Source organism: Echinicola arenosa, assembly GCF_014841125.1.
Classification (GTDB): domain Bacteria; phylum Bacteroidota; class Bacteroidia; order Cytophagales; family Cyclobacteriaceae; genus Echinicola; species Echinicola arenosa.
The window spans coordinates 323,058-342,358 of record NZ_JACYTQ010000004.1 but is presented as its reverse complement, the minus strand read 5'-3'; the positions used below and the strand labels follow the sequence as shown (position 1 = coordinate 342,358).

The 19,301-nt window shown below is 43.3% G+C and carries 11 protein-coding genes; all 11 read right to left on the bottom strand.

Translation table 11 applies throughout. The features are described from left to right. Positions 1-119: 119 nt before the first annotated feature. Entirely contained in the window at positions 120-2,873 is a 2,754-nt protein-coding gene (locus IFO69_RS13630) for an alpha-d-galacturonidase (protein WP_192010674.1), read from the bottom strand. A gap of 61 nt (positions 2,874-2,934) precedes the next feature. Continuing rightward, a complete protein-coding gene (locus tag IFO69_RS13625) occupies positions 2,935-3,891 on the bottom strand; it encodes a sugar phosphate isomerase/epimerase family protein (protein ID WP_192010673.1) in 957 nt (318 codons plus the stop codon). Beyond that, positions 3,888-5,027 (bottom strand): sialidase family protein, encoded by a 1,140-nt coding sequence (locus tag IFO69_RS13620; protein WP_192010672.1) that lies wholly within the window; start codon positions 5,025-5,027, stop codon positions 3,888-3,890. The genes IFO69_RS13625 and IFO69_RS13620 overlap by 4 nt, the downstream gene beginning before the upstream one ends. Positions 5,028-5,260: 233 nt before the next feature. Further along, positions 5,261-6,793, bottom strand: a complete 1,533-nt coding sequence (locus IFO69_RS13615) for a family 43 glycosylhydrolase (protein WP_192010671.1) — start codon at positions 6,791-6,793, stop codon at positions 5,261-5,263. A gap of 12 nt (positions 6,794-6,805) precedes the next feature. Further along, on the bottom strand, positions 6,806-8,785 hold the full coding sequence (locus IFO69_RS13610) for an alpha-L-arabinofuranosidase C-terminal domain-containing protein (protein ID WP_192010670.1): 1,980 nt from the start codon (positions 8,783-8,785) through the stop codon (positions 6,806-6,808). A gap of 227 nt (positions 8,786-9,012) precedes the next feature. Further along, positions 9,013-10,347 (bottom strand): rhamnogalacturonan acetylesterase, encoded by a 1,335-nt coding sequence (locus IFO69_RS13605; RefSeq protein ID WP_192010669.1) that lies wholly within the window; start codon positions 10,345-10,347, stop codon positions 9,013-9,015. Between the two features lie 8 nt (positions 10,348-10,355). Continuing rightward, positions 10,356-13,082, bottom strand: coding sequence for an exo-rhamnogalacturonan lyase family protein (locus IFO69_RS13600; protein ID WP_192010668.1), 2,727 nt, complete (start codon positions 13,080-13,082; stop codon positions 10,356-10,358). Between the two features lie 36 nt (positions 13,083-13,118). Then, positions 13,119-13,853, bottom strand: coding sequence for a DUF6250 domain-containing protein (locus tag IFO69_RS13595; RefSeq protein WP_192010667.1), 735 nt, complete (start codon positions 13,851-13,853; stop codon positions 13,119-13,121). After that, complete coding sequence (locus tag IFO69_RS13590) at positions 13,850-15,139, bottom strand: DUF4861 domain-containing protein (protein WP_192010666.1); 1,290 nt, start codon at positions 15,137-15,139, stop codon at positions 13,850-13,852. The genes IFO69_RS13595 and IFO69_RS13590 overlap by 4 nt, the downstream gene beginning before the upstream one ends. Positions 15,140-15,284: 145 nt before the next feature. Beyond that, positions 15,285-17,165, bottom strand: a complete 1,881-nt coding sequence (locus IFO69_RS13585) for a rhamnogalacturonan lyase (protein WP_192010665.1) — start codon at positions 17,163-17,165, stop codon at positions 15,285-15,287. A gap of 320 nt (positions 17,166-17,485) precedes the next feature. Further along, complete coding sequence (locus IFO69_RS13580) at positions 17,486-19,300, bottom strand: RagB/SusD family nutrient uptake outer membrane protein (protein ID WP_225444135.1); 1,815 nt, start codon at positions 19,298-19,300, stop codon at positions 17,486-17,488. Between the last annotated feature and the right edge of the window lies 1 nt (position 19,301).

Sequence of the window (19,301 nt, the reverse complement as noted above, 5' to 3'; positions counted from 1 at the left end):
CCACGACTAAAATATCTTTAGTTCAAATACCGTAAAAAACATCCATTGTCTTCCAAAGCCGAAGAGAAATTTTTCCTATATGATTCATTTAACCCATCAAACCCCTATTTAGATCACTTTTAATAAAACACCCAATCTACGGCTACTTTTTGCTCGTCTCCAATAAGCCCAACTTCTCGTGAAGTAATTTCTTGGTTTGCTTTTATAGCTCCTAAGATCAATACTTTCCCATCTTCCAAAACCAATTTATTTTCCCCAGCCTCAAATAAATAGGTATGGATATTTAGGGGTGGCATACCCTCAATCTGCATGGCATTGGCGAGTTGAACTTCTGCTTCTCCTCGCATGTTGCCCATGGCATTGGTTTCCAAGGTTGGTGGGGTAAGAAAATGTTTGTCGCCTGTATTAAAATAGCCTAAAACCAACCTCAAGGGCTGCTTAGCTGTAAATTCAAGCGTTATCCCCTCATCATCCAGTTTTTCAGATGAAAGTAATAAGCCATTTAAGTCACTAAGCTCTTCAGCCACTTGGGTGATTTTGCTTGGGCTATCACTAAAGACTTTTTGACCTGGCTTGACTTCAAAAGTTGGATACTCTATTTTCCAATCTATAACTGCATTTTCCCAAGGCTTTCCCTTTTGGACAGGCAGTTGTTCTCCATCATCCCTGTCACTTAATAAAGTTATGTTTCTTTTAAAACTGGCCAATTCCTTTTCATAATGGGGAAGTAATTCTGACCAATGTTTATTTTTTCCATTATCTCCACCGATGGGAATCCTCCTCATGGAGGTTTGCATACTATTGGCATACCAGTAGGTGTCTTTGGTCAGGGCTACCAACTCCTTATAATAGTGGACGCTATTTTCCAAATGAGGCAGCGCTTCTTCCAAGTCTGACACATCTCCTGAATATTTAAATTCCAACACCTCCATGGCTGCCTTCACCTTCTCAGAGAAAAACTGTGCAAAAGCCTGATAGCTGTGTATATCATTCTGGAGGCGAGCAAATTCCTCCTTATTGGATTTAATCTGAAGAGCAGCAGCATCAATGGCCTCTACTGCCAGTCTCCCATGTTCCTCCACTTCTGCTATAAGCTGAGGCGGAATTTCCCCTTCATGAGCTAAGCCCTTATTTTCTTTTTCGGCATATTCGATCAGAATTTCACCCAAAGGGCCACAAGAAGAATGAAAGCCAGGATATACTCTCCATTTATAAGGGTTAACCAATTGGCTGCCAAACATCCCCAGTAAGAGGGTTTGGCGATTCCCCTCGGTGATCCCGAACTTCCTCAGAAGTTTGGGTGCAATTTCACCTGTCTCTTCATAGGCAGCCAATATTTGCCTTCCAACTTCCTCTCCAGCTCCATATTCTTCGCCTAACAATTGACTCCAATAGGCAATCTCTTCATCACGATCTCTTCGACAATTCCAAGCATAACGCCCCCAGGCTTTATACCAAATCCAATCCCTATCGATCTGCAAAAGTCGTTCATCTCCTTCAATTTTATCTGCTGTGTATGGCCAATCCCAGTAGGATGCCTGTGGGTAAAGATGCAAAGCATTGGCTCCGTGTACATCATGCATGGCTTGCACGCTCTTTTGGATAAAGTCAGGTGATCCATACCTGAACGGCTCCAAATTGGCTAAAATATGAACATTGGAAATATGGATGTTCCCCTTGGAACTTAGACTTTTGTGGATAGCTGTCCAAGGGCCTCTGGGTTGGTAGGTCGTCAATGACTCGCCATTGTATTTATGGGTGGTATAAAGGTTATGGTAAAGGGGCAATGCCTTTTCCATGACCAATGGAGCATTGGTGTCGTGAGCCCTCAAAATAATTGGAGCTTCATCGGTTCGCCCCAATGCTTTAAGGCCATCCTTAACACCCGGAATGATGGTTTCGGTAAACCACTGCACATCATTTTCTTCACCAGACATGGCCTCTCCCAGCGCCACAAGTAAACCTACATTGGGGTATTTCTCAATAAATGCCGCAATTGATTTTTGGGTGTAATCTGCTATATATGGAATAATTGGGCGACTGCGATCTTGGGTCTCAATGCCATAATGCTCCGCAAAAGGCTTGGAAACAATAATGTTGTAAAACATTTGAATGACCCATATGCCCCGCCTATCGGCTTCTTCGGTGATAAAACGAAACATTTCCTCATTTTTCTTGAATGTTTCGTCGTCCACTTCCACCGCAAATGGATATTCCTCCAGTTTTACCAAAGAAGCAAAAGGGTGGCCGTTCCAAAGATAAAGGGAATTCATGCGGTTATTAACCAACATGTCCAAATAGTCGATCCAAAGTTCTTTATCGTAAAACCAAGGGAAATTTTCAGGCGTATAAGGATATTCATATACACCTCGCCCTGGCAAATATGAGGTCTTCTGTAAACCGATACAGGCTCCGCGAAGGACCATTTCCGGTGCGTCCACCAATTCTTGCAGAAAATCGATTCTCCCTGATGCTATCAGTTGATCGGTCAACTCAATTGCTCCATATAATGCGCCTGAACCATCTACACCTTCCACCAACAAGGTGCTTTCTCCTGCACTTCTAATTTGAAATGCCTCTTTTCCAGCAAGATCTCCATTATTTGTCCCCTCTGCATTCTCTTGCTTCCACCGAACCAAAACCGAATCTCCTTGCTCTCCGATGACAATGGCCTTACCCTGTATTTTCTCAGTACCTAGTTTTTCTAAATTGACTTCATACGTGTTGTTAGCCTCCAGTGCCTTTACAAGCTGCTCTGCACCAAACCTCACCCTGTTGGAGGCGTTTTCAGTCGTGAGGATGGTGATTTTTTCTCGTGAATGACATGCAGATAGCAAGAGGACTACTACTAAAAGTCGAATCAGTAATTTCATGCCTGGTTAGTTTTGGGTAAATGCAAGAAAAACTATTTTGTGTAAAATCTTGGGTTGTAAGTTAACCTTGGAACACCGACTTCATGTAAGCCACATTACCCCCATAATTCGCACGGACATTATGTACATCATCCGTATCTCTTGAGCGTTCAATGATCAACCAACCTGACCAGCCCATCTTATCCAAGGTCCTCTTGATCGTAGGCATATCCAGAGCAGGGTCATTTTGAATTAGCTCACCATCAGTATTCGAGCAGTGAATTTGGGCAATGTTTTCCGCTCCCAATTTTTTCAATTCTGTAGGAATATCTTTCCCGTTCTTGATGGCGTTCGCGAAATTGAAAGATATTTTCACTCCTGGTGACCCTATTTCTTTTAACAACTCCACTTCTCCAGCTGCATCCAAGGCTGTTTCTACGGCGATAACACCTCCAGCCTCTTGGGCTTTGCCCCCTGCCATCCTCAGCCTTTCCACTATAGCGGGCCTGAGTTCTGGGTGTTTAACCAAATCCCCTTGAACCCCTAAAGGCAAATAAGCTACTTTGATCTGCATCCCCTTCATGGTGTCAACCGTATCCTGTACCATTTGCGGTACAGTTGGACGCTCGGCAAAAGACTGAGCATAAAAACCTGACATGGCAATGGAGCTAAACCCAACACCTTGTTTTTGGGCTTCTTCCAAAAACTGTTGACGGGTTTGGGCATCTCCCAATTTGCTGTCAAAAGTATCACGGTTACCCAATCCCCCCATATCTAACTCAATGCCATCTGCGTTGATCTCATTGGCTAAGGCCAGGGCACTGAGTTTTTGGCGTTTAAGGATCATCCAGTCACAAACTGCTATTTGATAGCGCTTCTTTGCCAAACCAGTCATTGCCTTGCTGGATGTACAGGCAGCCAAAGCCTGACCAGAAACTATCCCTCCGCCAATCAGCGCCAAAGATTTGATAAAACTTCTCCTTTTAAACCTATTCACGAATCTCTTCTTGTTAAAACCTTTATTTATGCCTTCTTTCATTCTTCGACAGCTTCTTCTATAGTGGTTGCCTCTTCAGGGAGTTTTGGCCAAGTTCCATCTTTGATCGGCAGCGAGGTCAGCCTATCAGGGTCAATTTTCACATGTTTGATCCGCTCTCTTCTCCAAGTATATACAATGTGCACCATACCATCAGATGACTGTATAATCGCAGGGTAGGAGTATTGACTGATTTCTGAATCTTCCAAAACCAGTGAAGCTTCCCAGTTGATCCCATCATTAGAAATGGATACATTCAAAGGAGTTCTTGGACCTTTTGCTTTATCACCGGGAGGCAAAACATGATTATAAACCAAAAGGTGTCTTCCATCTGCTAAAGTCACTGCATCTGTTCCGGAATTGTTATTTGGCAAATTGGATTTTTCCAAAGGAGTCCAAGTTTGCCCATAATCTTCGGACCAAGAGGTTCCGATGGCCCTATTGCGTGTTCTGGCTAAAATCTGAAGCTTTCCGTTTCCATGATCCAATACACTAGGCTGGATGGCGTTGATGTCATCTTCTCCACGATCAATTGGCCCGACCATTTCCCAAGTTTCCCCAAAGTCTGGTGAAACCTCAAAATGGATATTCCAACCATCCCCTTCTGTACTTGAAGGTGCTATCAAATCTCCATTGCCCAACAAAACAGGTTTGTTTTTTACAGGTCCTACCGCACTGTCAGGAAGTACCTTTGGGGCAGACCAGCTCTGTCCTCCATTCTTTGAGCTCATCATCATTCCCCACCATTTGGAAGGATGTGGACCCACTTTATAATAAAGTTGTAAATCACCATCTGGCACCTGATAAAGCACTGGATTCCAAGTTGGATAGCGCAAGGTGTCATTGATCACGCCATTGGCCACTTCAACAGATGGTGTCCATTTACCATCCTTATGATGGCTTAACCATATACCTACATCAGGGTTTCTTTCATGGGTTCCGCCAAACCAAGCGGCTACAAGACCATCTGAGGTTTCTGCTATTGTGGCAGCATGACAAGAAGGGTAGGGTGCTTCCTCATATATAAATTCATCTACAAGAATACCATCTCTCCAGCTTACTTTTTGTTTTTCCTGCACACAAGAGCCCAGTAAAGACAAGGAGGCGAGGCAGTATATCCACAAGCATTTTTTTTTCATGACTCGGAATGATTTTGGGTTAGTTGACATGATAAAAGTCAAGGGATCTCCCTTGTTTTAATACCAAGTTAGAAAGAATAGGAGCAGAGGCTATCCTGTACTATCATGTCAAAACCTGCCCATGGACAACTCGGATTTTACAGATATTCAATACCTAACTGGAATTGAACATCTGCGAAAATCAGCAGAATCCGTGAACAAAAAAGCCAACCCCGAGAGGCTGGCTAAATATTCTAGTAAACTTTCATTTCCCAAATCCCAGGATGTCCGGCTAAGATAATTACCTTTAAATACCTTGCCTGCGCTTTGACTTTTATATCGTGCGGCGTCTTGATTTCAGGCTCCGATTGTTCATGTATCTTTTCCCAATTTTCACCATCTTCAGAACCTAGTATTTCAAAAGCATGTCCATATACCGGGTGTACAAATGCCAAACTCATTCTTTTGACCTGCTTCTTCTTACCCAAATCGATTTGCAACCAAGGATTTTCATCACCCTCATCTGCAACCCATCGGGTATAATTACTTTCATCTGTGGCATTTTCCGCCTCATAAGTAAATATCTTTTGTTTGGTCTGTTCTCTGGGACTCGTTCCACCAGCCAGATTATTTGGGTTCAAATCCATCTTGGCCTCTACTTCCTTGGCCTTTTTGCTGGAAGAAGCACTTGCTTTAGCACCAAAGGCTAAATTGGTTCCCTCTTTGGATGGATTTCCTAAATAACCAATTCCTTCGAAATCAACTTGGATGGGCTTAATCGTACCATCAGAATCAAATTTCATCTCATTGGCAAAAACCTGTCTGGTTGTTCCTCCTTCTCCATATTCCAAATAGGCAAAAATGTATTTGCCAGTTTGTGGGTCATGGAAGATATTACCGTGACCTGGACCCCAGATTCCTGCTTTTCCATCCGAGTGGATAAAAATGGACGGTCCCCCGGGTTCTTTAAAAGGACCTAAGGGACCCTCTTTACTGATCATGTAAGCATTTTTATAATTGGCATGACCTGATAGGGTATAGAGATAATAATAGATATCGTTTCTTTTAAAGACTGTAGGGCCTTCAGAATATCCTCCATGGCCGGTCGGGATATCCATAACTTCTCCCTCCAATCCTGTCCAATCCTCATTCAGTCTGGCAGCCTTTCTTCTTCTCCAATAAATAAAAGCAGTGCCATCCTCCTCTACGAAAACCTCCGCATCGATATCATCAATAATAGGCTTGGCTTCAGGCTCTACCATTTGAGAACCGCTAAAAGTAAGCCCCTCTCCATTGAGGAATTTAAAAGGGCCCGTAGGGTGGTCTGCAACCATCACATAAATACCCATTTGGTCATCCGGCTTCACTATGGTAGGCCACAAATAATATTTCCCATCTTTCTCTATCGGTCTTCCTGGTGCCCAATACCGAAAATATGCTGACTTTTGCTTTCCCTCTTTATCCTCAAAATTGTAAGCTTTGTTCCAATCAATATTTTCCAGAATGGTTCCTTCAAAGCTCCAATTCACAAAATCCTTTGAAGTCCAAACAACAGGAGGACCCATTTTGGACAATCCCTGGTCAATATCCGTCGTGCCATAGAGATAGTAGGTCCCACCAAAATAGGCTATGGAGGGATCTGCAATATTGTCTGGCAAAATGGGATTGAATTTCCTTCCATCTTGGGCGAACACTGTACCAATGTTCCAAAAGAAAATTAGGGTAAAAGTAAATGCAGACTGAAATATCTGTCTGCATTTACTTTGATGATTCTCCAAAATCAACATGATAAATTAGATTTATTTGGCCACTTTAACTCTACCAACATTAACAGATTGGCCTTTTAATTCCAGCTCAATGGTTTTTTTGTTTACTTCAATAGATTTGCTTAAAGGGATTACTGCTTCAGGGTCATCCAGAGAGTTATAGGCTTCTAGGTCCTTGTCAGCCATTTCCAGAAGTTCTCCAGTGCCACTCCCTTTGTATTTTCCGTCCAGCTTGATGCTGACCTGCTTGGGTTCTGATGAGGTATTGACTATTTTAAAAATCAATTCATTGGTATTTTCATCAATGGTCGCTGATGCGTATAACCCATTTTCCCCAGCTAGGCTATTCCCCTCCTGGGTAATGGACAACACATGGGTGCCAGGATTGGTAGAAAATAGCTTTTGCACCTGATAATTGGTCGTGCCATAAGAACGCAAATTATCAAACCAAATCATATCTGGATTCCACTGCCAACCATCCACATGGGCAAACAATGGTGCGTAGGAAGCCAGTCTTACCACATCAGCATTCCGCTCCAAACCGGTCATAAAGGCTGCCTCTGACAAAGCCGCTTCCCAGTTGTTACGCTTAAAGTTTTCACTTACTGTAGTGCTATGGGCGGCATATTCTCCAGCAAAAACCTTTGGACCATTGCGGTCATAATCGTCATATCTTCTGGCATTTTCCCTGAACCAAGATGGAGGTCTGTAATAATGTTCATCAACCAGTTCCGCCTCCATCTCTCTCAACTCTCCCCAGAGATACTCAAACTCTCGACCGTCAGGAAAAGGACCTGAAGTAGATACAATCGTCACATCTGGATAGGCTGCTTTAATGGCTTTTTCAAAAATCTTGGCTCTTTCAATGTATTGAGGCCCCCAGTTTTCATTCCCTACACCAATAAACTTCAGTCCAAAAGGCTCTGGATGTCCCATTTCTGCCCGCTTAGCACCCCATTTACTATCCACAGACCCATTGGCAAATTCAATCAAGTCCAAAGCATCGTTTACATATTCGTCCAGGGCCCCTATGGGCACTTGCTCTCCAGTGTTGAACTGACAGGCCAGGCCACAACTCAAAATAGGAAGTGGTTCCGCGCCAATGTCCTCTGACAACTGAAAATATTCAAAAAAACCAATTCCAAAAGATTGGTAATAATCAGGTGTAGTCCGATGGGCAAACTCAATATTCCAACGGTTTTTGATCACCTCACGGTCTTCCATATTTCCGATCGTCTTCTTCCATTCATATCTATTTTCTAAATCAAACCCTTCGACAATACATCCTCCCGGAAACCTCAGAAAGCCAGGATTCATGTCCGCCAAAAGCTGAACCAAATCTTTTCTTAAGCCTCTTTTTCTTCCTTTCCAAGTATCCTCTGGAAACATGCTGATCATATCCACGTCTAATTCACCTTCTCCCTCGAGCAAAAACTGAAAGCCCACTCCGTCCAAAGTCTTGGAAGAGGTCATTTCAATCTCATATTCCGCCCATTCATCGGAAAATCCACTGACGGATCCTTCTCCGATCAACTGGTCTTTATCCCATAATTTAGCCGTAACGGTTAGGTTCTCTCCTTTGGCTACTTTCGCAATAAAGGTCAAAGTATATTTTAAACCTTCCTTGACAGCGATTCCTCGGAATCCTTGGTTGCTTACCCCAAAGTTTCCCTCTTCATTGAGACGCTGCATGCGGAGAAATTTATGATTGGCTCCAGCAGCTTCATGTTTGCGGTTAAAAACATAGCCCTTGGCGCCATGGTCTTCCACTCTGCCCCATCCCATCATGGGGTTTTCAAATTCGAAAGAGTAATTTTTGATCATCTCGGCATAAAGCCCACCATCCGCGGCGAAGTTGATATCTTCAAAAAACAATCCCCACATGGTCGGGGATACATCAGAGACCTTTTCATTCAAGTCTACTACTAATTCGGTAGGTTCTTGCTGGGCTTGTAAGAACAAAGGCGCCATAGCCGCCAATATCCCAAGCATTAGGGGTTTAATCTTTTTCATAAGTGCAGGTTATCATTAGATTTAATGGTGGATAAAACAATATTTAATGCTCTATCCACATAAATTGATTTCGAATACCCTTCAGGTAATCGAAGTTCTAATATAATAAATTAACTGTTATTTATACACTTATTAAACAATTAACCTGTCATATTGGGTCTTTTCTGAATCTGTAGGAGGTGATCGGAAAAACAGTGATGAGACAGCTAATTAGCAAATCTTCCCAATCAATCACCATCAGGCTTAATAATAGAAGTCTTAGAACTTAAAGGCCAATAAAAGTCCTCAAAAGGAGGTGGAGAAGCTGGGTCAAAGACAGGGATATCTTTCTTAAGATAATCTTTGAGCTTGAGATCAGTTTGGCTCAATCCCAAAACCACACAGCTGGCCAATTGATAGGCACCATAAGTACTAAAATGGGTATTATCCGCGAAATCCTTATCCTGCCCCTCAAAGGTCCCTGCTCGAAAATGTACGAAAGCCTTCTTGGATTCCTCTACACCCCACGCCTCATAGAGTTCTTTGCTCATCGCATTTAAATCAATCAAAGTAATGTCATCCTCTTTCGCCAATTCGCGCATGGCCGCAGGATAATCGTCCAAGGTATTGATAATCTTTCCCTTTTCATCAAACCTTCTTCGATGCATTGAAGTTACCAAAACCGGAATTCCCTTCTTGGCTTTCACCGCTGCTATATATTCTCTGATTACTTCTTGATAAGTCGTGAAAGGGTCTACATGATTTCCTCCTGGCTTTTGGTCATTATGTGCAAATTCTATGAAGAGATAATCGCCCGGTTTCATTAGACTAAGGATATTTTCTAATCTTTTTGCTCCTCGAAAGGACTTTAGCGTTTCACCAGACTCTGCATGATTGGCGATGACCACTTCGCCATGCTCAAAGAATACAGGAAACATCTGCCCCCAAGCAGCCCAAGGTTCATTGGCTTGGTCCACCACCGTGCTGTTACCGGCCAAAAAGACGGTTGGTGCTTGAGTATTGGGTGTAATCTCAATGGCTGCAACCTTTGGCTTCTCTCCATTAAACTCTATGGTCAGCTGGTGATCCCAATGTAAATATTCAAGCTCGCGCGATTTAAGCCTTACTTTTTCATCGGTACCTTTGATTTCTGGATAACGAACATGTACTGAAAAAACTTTTTCCACCTGTTCACCTGGCTCAGTGTCGGTACGTCCCAACACCAATCTTCTGTTTTCTACCCTTATGGTAACTGAGGAACTTTCTTGAGTGTCACCTAAGACAACTTTTACGTCATAATTCCCCTCAGGCACATCCACCGTGAAGAAAAAGGGCTGCTCACTGGTTATAAAGTCTCCTTTAAGCTCATCTCCTCCTCTATCCAGCGCTTTTACCGGTTCCCCGTCCAAAAAACCATACCCTCTCGAGCTGGAATAATTCATATTAGGCTTTACCTGCTGATATCCTTTGGCAACCTTTCCTTCACCGAAATCAAACTTCCAGCTCTTAGAATACTCTTGTTGTGCTTTGCCTGTAAGGATGATCCCAAAAGTAAGGATCAGCCATACTGAAATCCTGAACATTTTCACCTCTATTCCTTTAATTCACTTCCTACCAAACCCAAACATTCTATGGCCGCCAATCCCCATTGGGCAGTGGCATTGGTGGATATACGCCCTTCCTCGACAGGTCTCAACACATTCTCTCCCTCTACGGTATAAATCGCTGGTTTATCAAAACGGTAGCCTGCTGCTCCGCCAAAAAATTCATCCCATGCTCTTTTGGCCAATGCAGGGTCTTGTTTTTGCTGTGCGGCATAGGCAGTTAATCGACTATGGCCTTGGCCAAGGTTAAGCCTTCCCAAGGCATTTCCCAGCTCCCTTTCTTGCTCTTCATCAGAGGCATTATACAAAGTACAATACTGTAACCAAGCTTGTTTGAATTCTGGTATTTCAATATTTTGTACCAACTCTGAACAAATTTCCATCAAACCAAATACGGCGCTCAAATGGGAGGCTGATGCCCGCTGTCGATCCTGAATTTCAAATTCTCCCGTTTGTAAATCCATCCTACTTCCTCCCGTAAAAAAGCCTTTTGGTTGGGCGCCAATGGTCCGCATACTATTCACGAGCTTCTCTTTCATTTTTTTGTCTCCAGTTCGTTCCCATTCTGTCAACCAAGCTGCAGAAATAGCACTATAATCAGTCCCAAAACCTACATAGACCTTATTTGGGTCATCTTCTGTTTCCCAAACAGACTTGTCACTAACTTTTCTGGTAGGCGGAATTGCTTTCAAGGTTTCCACGGCATTGATCTGTTCCCGCATCAAATCACCCACTCGCTCATCACCTGTCAGGTAATAATAAAAACGTCTATTGGCTGCTGTGGAAATGCGAAGTTGTTTAGCGCTGCAACCCCAATGCTGTACGTTATGCCGACTTCCAAGTGGGGCAAACCTTCCCAAATGGTGCACATCCACTTCTCCTGTGTGTCGGGTCATAGCCTCTGCCATTCTAAATACATCCGATCTTCCCGTTCTCAAAAAATAATACCACAACCACAAGTCCGTGGACAATTCTGAATTGTCCCACGCAAAACCGCCTACATCGTACTTCCAAGTATGTCGGTCATAATCGTAACTATGCATTACATCACCATAATCCCAAAAGCCATACCATCTCCGGTCATCTACTTGCTGGCGATAAAATGCAAAATAATCTTCCAAGTACGCTTCGATCTTTGCTTTTTGGGGAGTGCTGCGATCAGGCAAATCCCAAATTTTTCCAAACACTCCTACTTGATGCATGTATTGTGGCTCTGGGCTGAGCTGTGGAGGAACCGCTACTCCGTCAGTAATGGCATTGAAATAGGATGCATCAGGTGTTTCTTCCAAAACTGCAATGGTCATCTCACTGGTTCTGGCAACTCCCTTGGCAGTACCGAAACCTGGCTCATAATCTTCATAGGTAATATTTAAAGCATCCAACTGCTTTTCATAGGTATCCTGCCCCATGCCATCATGATAAAACCGTAAGTCCATGGCTGGGGAATCCGGTGCCCATAGCCACATGGTCACCTCAGCATTTTCAGTGTGCGCATTCCGGATGTCCAGCTGCGCAGGATAACTCTGCCAGAAGTTCCTAATCCCAAATGCAACTCCGCCCGAAGGTCCGCCAATATAGCCTGTTCCACGTGCACGATCTCCAAATCCTGATTTTAGCCAAGAATGTCCAGCTTTGGTGCGCTTACGGATGGAGAAAGCATCTGGACTTGTCTGGGAAAGGGTATAGTCCCCGAAGGCAGGAATGTAATGCAGGCGAGATTTAACACTATCCGGGAAAGTTGCTTCATCGGGCGTTTTTTCACCTTGGACCTGGGCCTCCCTGACCGCCTTGCCGGCATCTCTTCGCAAGCCTGTCAAACCTCTGACGGCCTCAGCAAATACGCCTTGTTCTTTTCCCGCAAATCGAATATGCCGGTCATATAACTCATTCTCCATGGGAACCTCAAACCTCAAGCCTAAGCCTTTGATAAAGTCTTTTTCCTCATCTCCATCAAACACAATGGTATGCATGGTCTTTATGGAGTCTCCTCCAGCATAAAAATACAATCGAACCACAAAAGGCAGCCAAGCTTCATGCCCCGACCCTGCATGCTTTCCTTCTATCTTTACCACAGCTCTCACAGGGCCTTGTTGCTCTACAACAACTTTTTCTATTTGGCCTTCAAAGAGAGACGTTGTTATATTTTCCTTTTCTCCTAATACACCATCTTGATGTAACAAAACCAAACGCCCATTGATCAACCCTCGTCGGCCATCCCTGACTATACTTTTGATTAACTGATTACCGCTTTTTGAAATATTACATTGCACCAAACCAGTGTCGATCTTGATTTTCTCCGCGCTCTCCTCTACCACAAGGGCCTTCTCGGGTTGGACGCCCTTACCAGGCATCAATTTGACACCTTTTCCAAGCTTATCAAGCCTCGAGATCGCATGGCCTGACCACTTGATAGATCCATCAGGCCAAAATGCCAATGGCCAACTTTGAACAGGGTGTTGTTTCCCGTTTTCATTCACCAAATAAAAACTTTCTTTTTTCACCTCCCCCATAGGCCAGGGCACTCCCAGTGTGGTCCCGCTAGTATAAATTCCCTCCGGTTTTTCCAACCAATGGAGTTTTACAGGTTCTATTATTTTTGGGCTTTCATTGTCACTAGAAAAAGCTTCTGCTATTCCTGGAGCCATATAAAGAGAAGAAGTGATCAATGCTGAATTTTTGACAAAACTCCTTCGCGAAAGTGAGTAGTTTTTCATGTTGTGGTGTTTAGGGTTTATCCGTGATGTGGTAGATTAATTTTTATTTTCAGGCATCTGCAGCTGATAGATCCTTAGACTGTCAATTTCATCATGTGACCAGGTGGAGCGAAATCCAAAATATCCAGTGGTCAATGGTGCTTCATCTTTGTATTCAAAGAACTTCTCTCCATCCACCCAATAGGTAATGGTTCCATTTTCCACCTTTATACTGATGTCATACCAATGGTTGGGCTGTAGCAAATAGGCTTCATCTTCCAAATCAAAAAGCAGTGTTTTTTCACCGTTGCCCTGATATTTTCTAAAACGGGTGGTTCCATTGTAATTCCCTCCAAAACCCACATAATACATTCTTAAGGAATCATATTCCTCAAACTTACCGCTCCGCGTAAATAGGTTGCTATCCTTTGGATCTGTGGCCATCCAAAACTGATTCAGGTCAGAAAGCCTATCATTGGGGCCATCAGCCATTACCACCTGTCTTTTATAGTGAATCTCAATGTCACCCGCCAATTTTCTATCCAACCAAACTGTAACTCCACCCTTGGTATCCAAAACCAGTTTTCCATCAAAAGATGAAACTGAAGAATTGGGAAGACTGTCCATTTCTATTTTCCATATTTTGGTATCAAGAGGTAGTGAAAAATCATCTTCAAAAATTAGTTTTTTGACAATGGTCTTTTGTTCGGAAGAATGGTTTACGGAACAGGTGCAAGAGGTAATCAACATGCCTGTCACAAAAGCCATTATACTATGTCTCAATCCTTTCATTTTGCCCAAGCTACTTCTACCTCTGCAGTCAATTGGTTCACCAAGTCAACTACATAGCTTTTAAAATATTCTCTGTCAGCAAACTGCTCATCAGAAAGCTCCCAGCCAGCTACGGCATAATAGGCGACCGATTGCCCCTCCTCTATCGTTAACTTAGCCAAATAACTATTGGAGAGATCTCCTGACTCAGGAGCTTCTGAAAATCCTTGATAAATTGATTTTGGCAGGATGAGCGCCATCCCCAGCCACCATTCTTTTTCGTAACTCTGCTGATCATGGGTCAGTAAAACCACCCATTCATCATTGACCTCAATTTCAGCAAGGTCCATATCATTATTAATATTCACCAAACCGATCAAAAGCTCCTCATCACCTTTGAGCCCCTTTACAGACACTTCATTTTTATAAGCATACATTCCAGGCCAGATGGTACTGACCTCTTGGACGTCATAGGAGCGGTCATGAGTTTCCCAATTCAAGTAGTCGTATTGGATAATCGAGCGAACAGGCCCTTCTTCAATGATTTGAAAAACACTATTCTCCACATTGTTGATAGAGTCATTTACGGTCACCCCTAACCGGGCTGGCTCACCATCGATCATCAAAGCTACTCCACCCAATCCAACAGAATTTCCAACCGCCAAAATGTCCCGACCCCAGTCTTCCATCACATGGTAATTGTCCTCTACAGCTCCTTGGCTATTGATTCCCACATCTTCAGGGCTCATTTGGGAAGTTTTCTTGCCAAAAAGATCTTTTGCATTCCTGCCATCAAAATAATGTCTAAAGCCCACTTTGTCATTTTCCCAAGATGGCCCATCCGTTTGGTACGGCTGATACCCTACACTTTTAGGAAGACCGTCTGCTGGTAAAGTATCACTTTGAGCCGTGTGGACCGGAATATCTGCTCCCTCCCGCAAACCAAAACGAACACTTGTCCTCGCTGGAAACTTGGGTTTTTCCGCTACCCAAGCCAGTTGAAGTTTTTTCTTTTCTTTGGCCGAAAAATCCATTACCATAAACACTTCATCCCAGATTCCATCGCCATCCATATCATCCCACTGAGCAGGAATCGTGTCTCTTCCCGAGATGATCAAGGGGAACTTTCCTTCATGATCATCCACTCCGGGAATAGCTGTTCTTTTTAACACAAGAGGCTTGTCTGTCAAGGCAAGTTCGGCATTGTTCTCAACTGTAAAATTAACTGTTTCGTCGCCCTCCTCTGCAGGATTACATGCTGAACCCATCAGGATAGTGGTGCACAGCATCCAAAAAGAATACTTCATAATTGTCCTTATTTATTTACCGCTTAAAATAAAAAGAAAAACCCGTTCAACTCTGCTGAACTGTGTTGGTTGGGGAATCAAGGTAGGACACTTAATCATGGCAAAATTTGGAGTCATGCCATGATCAAGCCCAGTGTCCTCTTGATTACTTTGTACTGATTGGTGGTCTAGGAGGATTTTGCATTCCTGCACCAAGATAAAAACCTGTATGGGCTGGCTGATTGTAGCCCACATTTTGCCACGCAATGCTCAGGCGATAAACCGGGTCATGCATCAAGGTATAGAGTCTTTGTTCTGTAGGAATGGTAGTGGTAAAAATTCTCAGTTCCTGCCCATCTTCCGTTCTAGCGATCAACTCTTCCCGCCAATCTCCAAGAATATCCGCACAAAGTGCAGGATTGGATTTGGTTCCGTTATTTTTCGCTACCTGATAATCTTCACCTGTAAAAATACGATTAGAGCGCTCATTTTCGAAATCCCATTTATCAATATCCACTCCATTCAATATTTCTCTAAGCAAGTCGCCATCCCACCATATACCCATATTGCAGGAGCTCGGTTTCTTTTCGGAAATCACCTCTCCTTTGACATTCCAAAGGCCTTTTAGTCCTGGCCCTGATGCCCAGCTTTCATAGCCCATATACCTTGGATCAATATCAATGGCCAAGCCCCTTCCTACATCATCTGAAGGATAAGACCAAATAATCTCTCCCGTATCGGCATCCCGGAGGTTGGCACCATGTTCATGTCTGACATGTTCATGAATGCCGAATAATTCCATGCCTGGTCTTTCTGGATCTATATCCGATAAATGTAAGGCGTCACCATGTCCAAGACCTGTGCTGTAAATTCCAGACCCGTCATCATCCAAAACCATCGCTCCAAAGACGATTTCGTCTTTCCCATCTTCATCAAGATCCCCAATGGATAAGCTGTGATAGCCTTGTCCTGCATATTTACGGTGATCAGGATCTCCATCATGGCTGTCAAAGGTCCAAACTTCCGAAAGGTCACCTTCCCTCCAATTCCAAGCGGCAATTACCGTTCTTGTATAATAGCCACGGGTCATGATCAAGCTTGGGCGCTCACCATCCAAGTAGGCAATCCCTGCCAAAAAACGGTCCATCCTATTGCCATATCCATCTCCCCAAAGAGATTTGAGTTCTTCCGTAGTAGGATTGAGTTTTCCTGGATACCGAGGTGGAATATAATCGGTTGTGGCCAAGGCCTTGCCTGACTCTCCATCAAAAATGGTAAGGAACTCAGGCCCCTCCAGAATATATCCATCCTCATTCCTATAATCTGCATCGGCATCTCCAATTACATTTCCCAAAGCATCAGTGGTACCATCAGCAGTCTTACAGGCTATTTCTGCTTTCCCATCGCCGTCTAGATCATAGACCATAAACTGTGTATAGTGGGCTCCATCCCTGATATTCTTTCCCAGATTGATTTCCCAGAGCATCTCCCCCTCTAAGGTATAGGCTTGGAGGATCGGTGGATCAGTGAGACCTTTATGGGAATTATCGTGTGTTCTGCCCGCTTGGTGGAGTACGATTTCGTATTGCCCGTCTCCATTCAAATCTCCCACAGAGGCATCATTGGGCATGTAACCTTCAGGGGTTTTTAAAGGAATGGAGAGGTAGTCTTGCTGCCAGGTTAAACTGGGCTGGGATGCTTCAAGTTCTTTACCATCTACTACTGCCCTTACTTCATATGTACTTTTACTATCTCCTTCCTCATCGGTAAAACTGCTGGCCTCTGTGATTGGGCGTTTGTTTATTTTTTTTGATTTACCGGAAGGAGTCTTTCGGTAGAGGTTAAAGCTGATATCCTCCGGCTCTGTACCCAATACACGCCAACTGATAAAATTACCGCCCTCAGGAGAAGGAAGTGCTATTAATCCTCGGTCTAAGGCTTCCATTTGCCGCAACTGTTGCCCAGTTGCCCATGAACTATTGATTAAAATTAAAATGAATACGGCAAGACCTGAGGTCTTGCCGTACTTACATATGTTAGTTAACATAGCTTATTCTTGAATGGTTGAAATTTTTACATTTTCACTGTAAGAATTTCCTGTGATCTGCTGTATCTCGGTGCGAAAATTCGCCGCCAAAACACAAATTAGAAGAGTAGCCAAGTAAACTAACAATCGAGTCTTCCAGCTTAAGCCGGAACGCTTTTTCATGCTTAGATACTTCATAACATTGGGTGATTGTTAACTTTGGCTTAATATAAGTTATTCTTCATTTTTAACAAACATATCTGAAAAATAATTTTTATTCAAATACATTTTTCTGCATTTCACATTACATCTTACTGATTTTAAACTAATTACAGGGTGATTTATTTTTCCCAATGAAAAGGAAGGAACCAATCTCCACTGTTCAATTTAGCCTTTACTCCTGCTGCCCTGGCTACCGCCTCAGGGTTATGGGACTTGGACAGTTTTTCATAAACCCTATCGGCTAAAACAGAAGGGTTCCTTCTCATGGCAATTCGAAGTAACTGGGGCCACCTATGTCCTTCAAAAGCCAATTCCAGCGCAGCCTCTTGAAGGATCAAATCTTCCGTCCATTCTTTTTCTTCTTGCACATTGGTAATGTCTTCTGGTAAGGTTATCGGAGGCAAATAAGCCCTTCCTCGAATTCCCTGATGCCTGTACCAAGGCCCCCTATAACTGGGAAAATCCCCTTGTCTGGCATCAAAATCATAAGGAGCACCATAACCTAAGGTGTTCTGGATATCCGTAACATCGTCACCCGAAAAGCTCTCTGGCGTATAGGCCTCTCGTATTCCATCATTGATCAAGGCCCGCGAAAGCTGACTGATACTATCCAAGTTATCCATATTGGCTGCTTCGGCAAATTTAAGATGAACAGAGGCAGCTCTTTCTAAAATCCATTTCCCCTCTCTTTGAAGTGGGGTGCTGATGGCGTTATAATTAAAGGTAAACTTACCCACTTCAGGCTCCATGGTGTCCCAATTTTTTGTAGAAAGCACTCCCCTGGCATCATACTCCACATTGTTCCACTGGGTTTGGCTATTCCATTTATCCAGTATTGCTTGAGAAGGCTTCAACTGATACTCTCCTTCCCCTTCATTGGCAAACAGCCGGATAAATGGATATTCTGGAGCAAAATCACTATCATAGTGCATCACCCATACCCAGACATCGTAGGAATATCGCTCTCCTGCTGGACGACCAAAAATAGACCTCCACCCGTTGGTATTGTCATTGTACAGTGAATTGATGTCATTCTCTTTTCCGTACCGAACATTGAAATAATCGGAAGAACTCCACGAGAGTCTCATTCGATCATAATAAACTGCACCTGCGCCGGGCCCCATTGAAGTAGAAGACTCCATGATGGTTCTGTACATTTCTGCTGCTTGGGTATAGTTTCCCTGCCACAAGTACAAATCTCCCAAAAGACCTCTTTTATTGACAAAATAAGTACTGAGATCATAACCAGCGGAACTTCCCACCAGACCAATGTTAGAAGGATATGCATCCAAATAAGGCATGTCTTCCATATATTTAACCAATTCATTGATCAATTCCATTAAGCCTAGCTTCGGGAAAAGACTAGGGTTATTAACATCATCGATTGACTCAATACTCTTGGTTACATAAGGTACCTCTCCAAAATGGATTCCCAGTTGTAGATAAACCCAAGTCCTTACGGCAGCTACATCAGACAAACGCTGATTATACTGATCTTCAGTAATCCTGTTTTCATCCCGCATTTTGTCCAAGCCTGCCAAAACATCATTACAGTTTAAGATCACCCTGTAAAATGGCTTTGGATCTGCATATTTGTTATTATCAGAGGCCACGACACTATGATTGCTCAAATCTACCAGGTCAGCATCAGCCATCATGGTAGGCTCGATTAAATCCGCTCGGACTTCATTAAGCACCACATATTGCTCTGCCAGTTTCATCAACTCGCCATAAACGCCCATTACGGCCACATCTGCATCCAACTGATTTTGATAAAACCGGTCTTTGTCCAGCTCCAGCGTAGGCTCTACATCAAGCATGTCAGAACAGGAGTACAGTCCCATGCTTATCGTAGCAGCCGCAATGTATTTTCTAAAAGGGATAAATATCATCTTCATATTTTGGGCTTTTAAGATTCTTGTTAACTTTTCCATG

Coding starts and splice junctions, on each gene's coding strand:
- IFO69_RS13590 (WP_192010666.1), bottom strand. CDS start 15,139: ATGAAGTATTCTTTTTGGATGCTGTGCACCACTATCCTGATGGGTTCA.
- IFO69_RS13585 (WP_192010665.1), bottom strand. CDS start 17,165: ATGTTAACTAACATATGTAAGTACGGCAAGACCTCAGGTCTTGCCGTA.
- IFO69_RS13580 (WP_225444135.1), bottom strand. CDS start 19,300: ATGGAAAAGTTAACAAGAATCTTAAAAGCCCAAAATATGAAGATGATA.
- IFO69_RS13630 (WP_192010674.1), bottom strand. CDS start 2,873: ATGAAATTACTGATTCGACTTTTAGTAGTAGTCCTCTTGCTATCTGCA.
- IFO69_RS13615 (WP_192010671.1), bottom strand. CDS start 6,793: ATGTTGATTTTGGAGAATCATCAAAGTAAATGCAGACAGATATTTCAG.
- IFO69_RS13605 (WP_192010669.1), bottom strand. CDS start 10,347: ATGTTCAGGATTTCAGTATGGCTGATCCTTACTTTTGGGATCATCCTT.
- IFO69_RS13600 (WP_192010668.1), bottom strand. CDS start 13,082: ATGAAAAACTACTCACTTTCGCGAAGGAGTTTTGTCAAAAATTCAGCA.
- IFO69_RS13625 (WP_192010673.1), bottom strand. CDS start 3,891: ATGAAAGAAGGCATAAATAAAGGTTTTAACAAGAAGAGATTCGTGAAT.
- IFO69_RS13595 (WP_192010667.1), bottom strand. CDS start 13,853: ATGAAAGGATTGAGACATAGTATAATGGCTTTTGTGACAGGCATGTTG.
- IFO69_RS13610 (WP_192010670.1), bottom strand. CDS start 8,785: ATGAAAAAGATTAAACCCCTAATGCTTGGGATATTGGCGGCTATGGCG.
- IFO69_RS13620 (WP_192010672.1), bottom strand. CDS start 5,027: ATGAAAAAAAAATGCTTGTGGATATACTGCCTCGCCTCCTTGTCTTTA.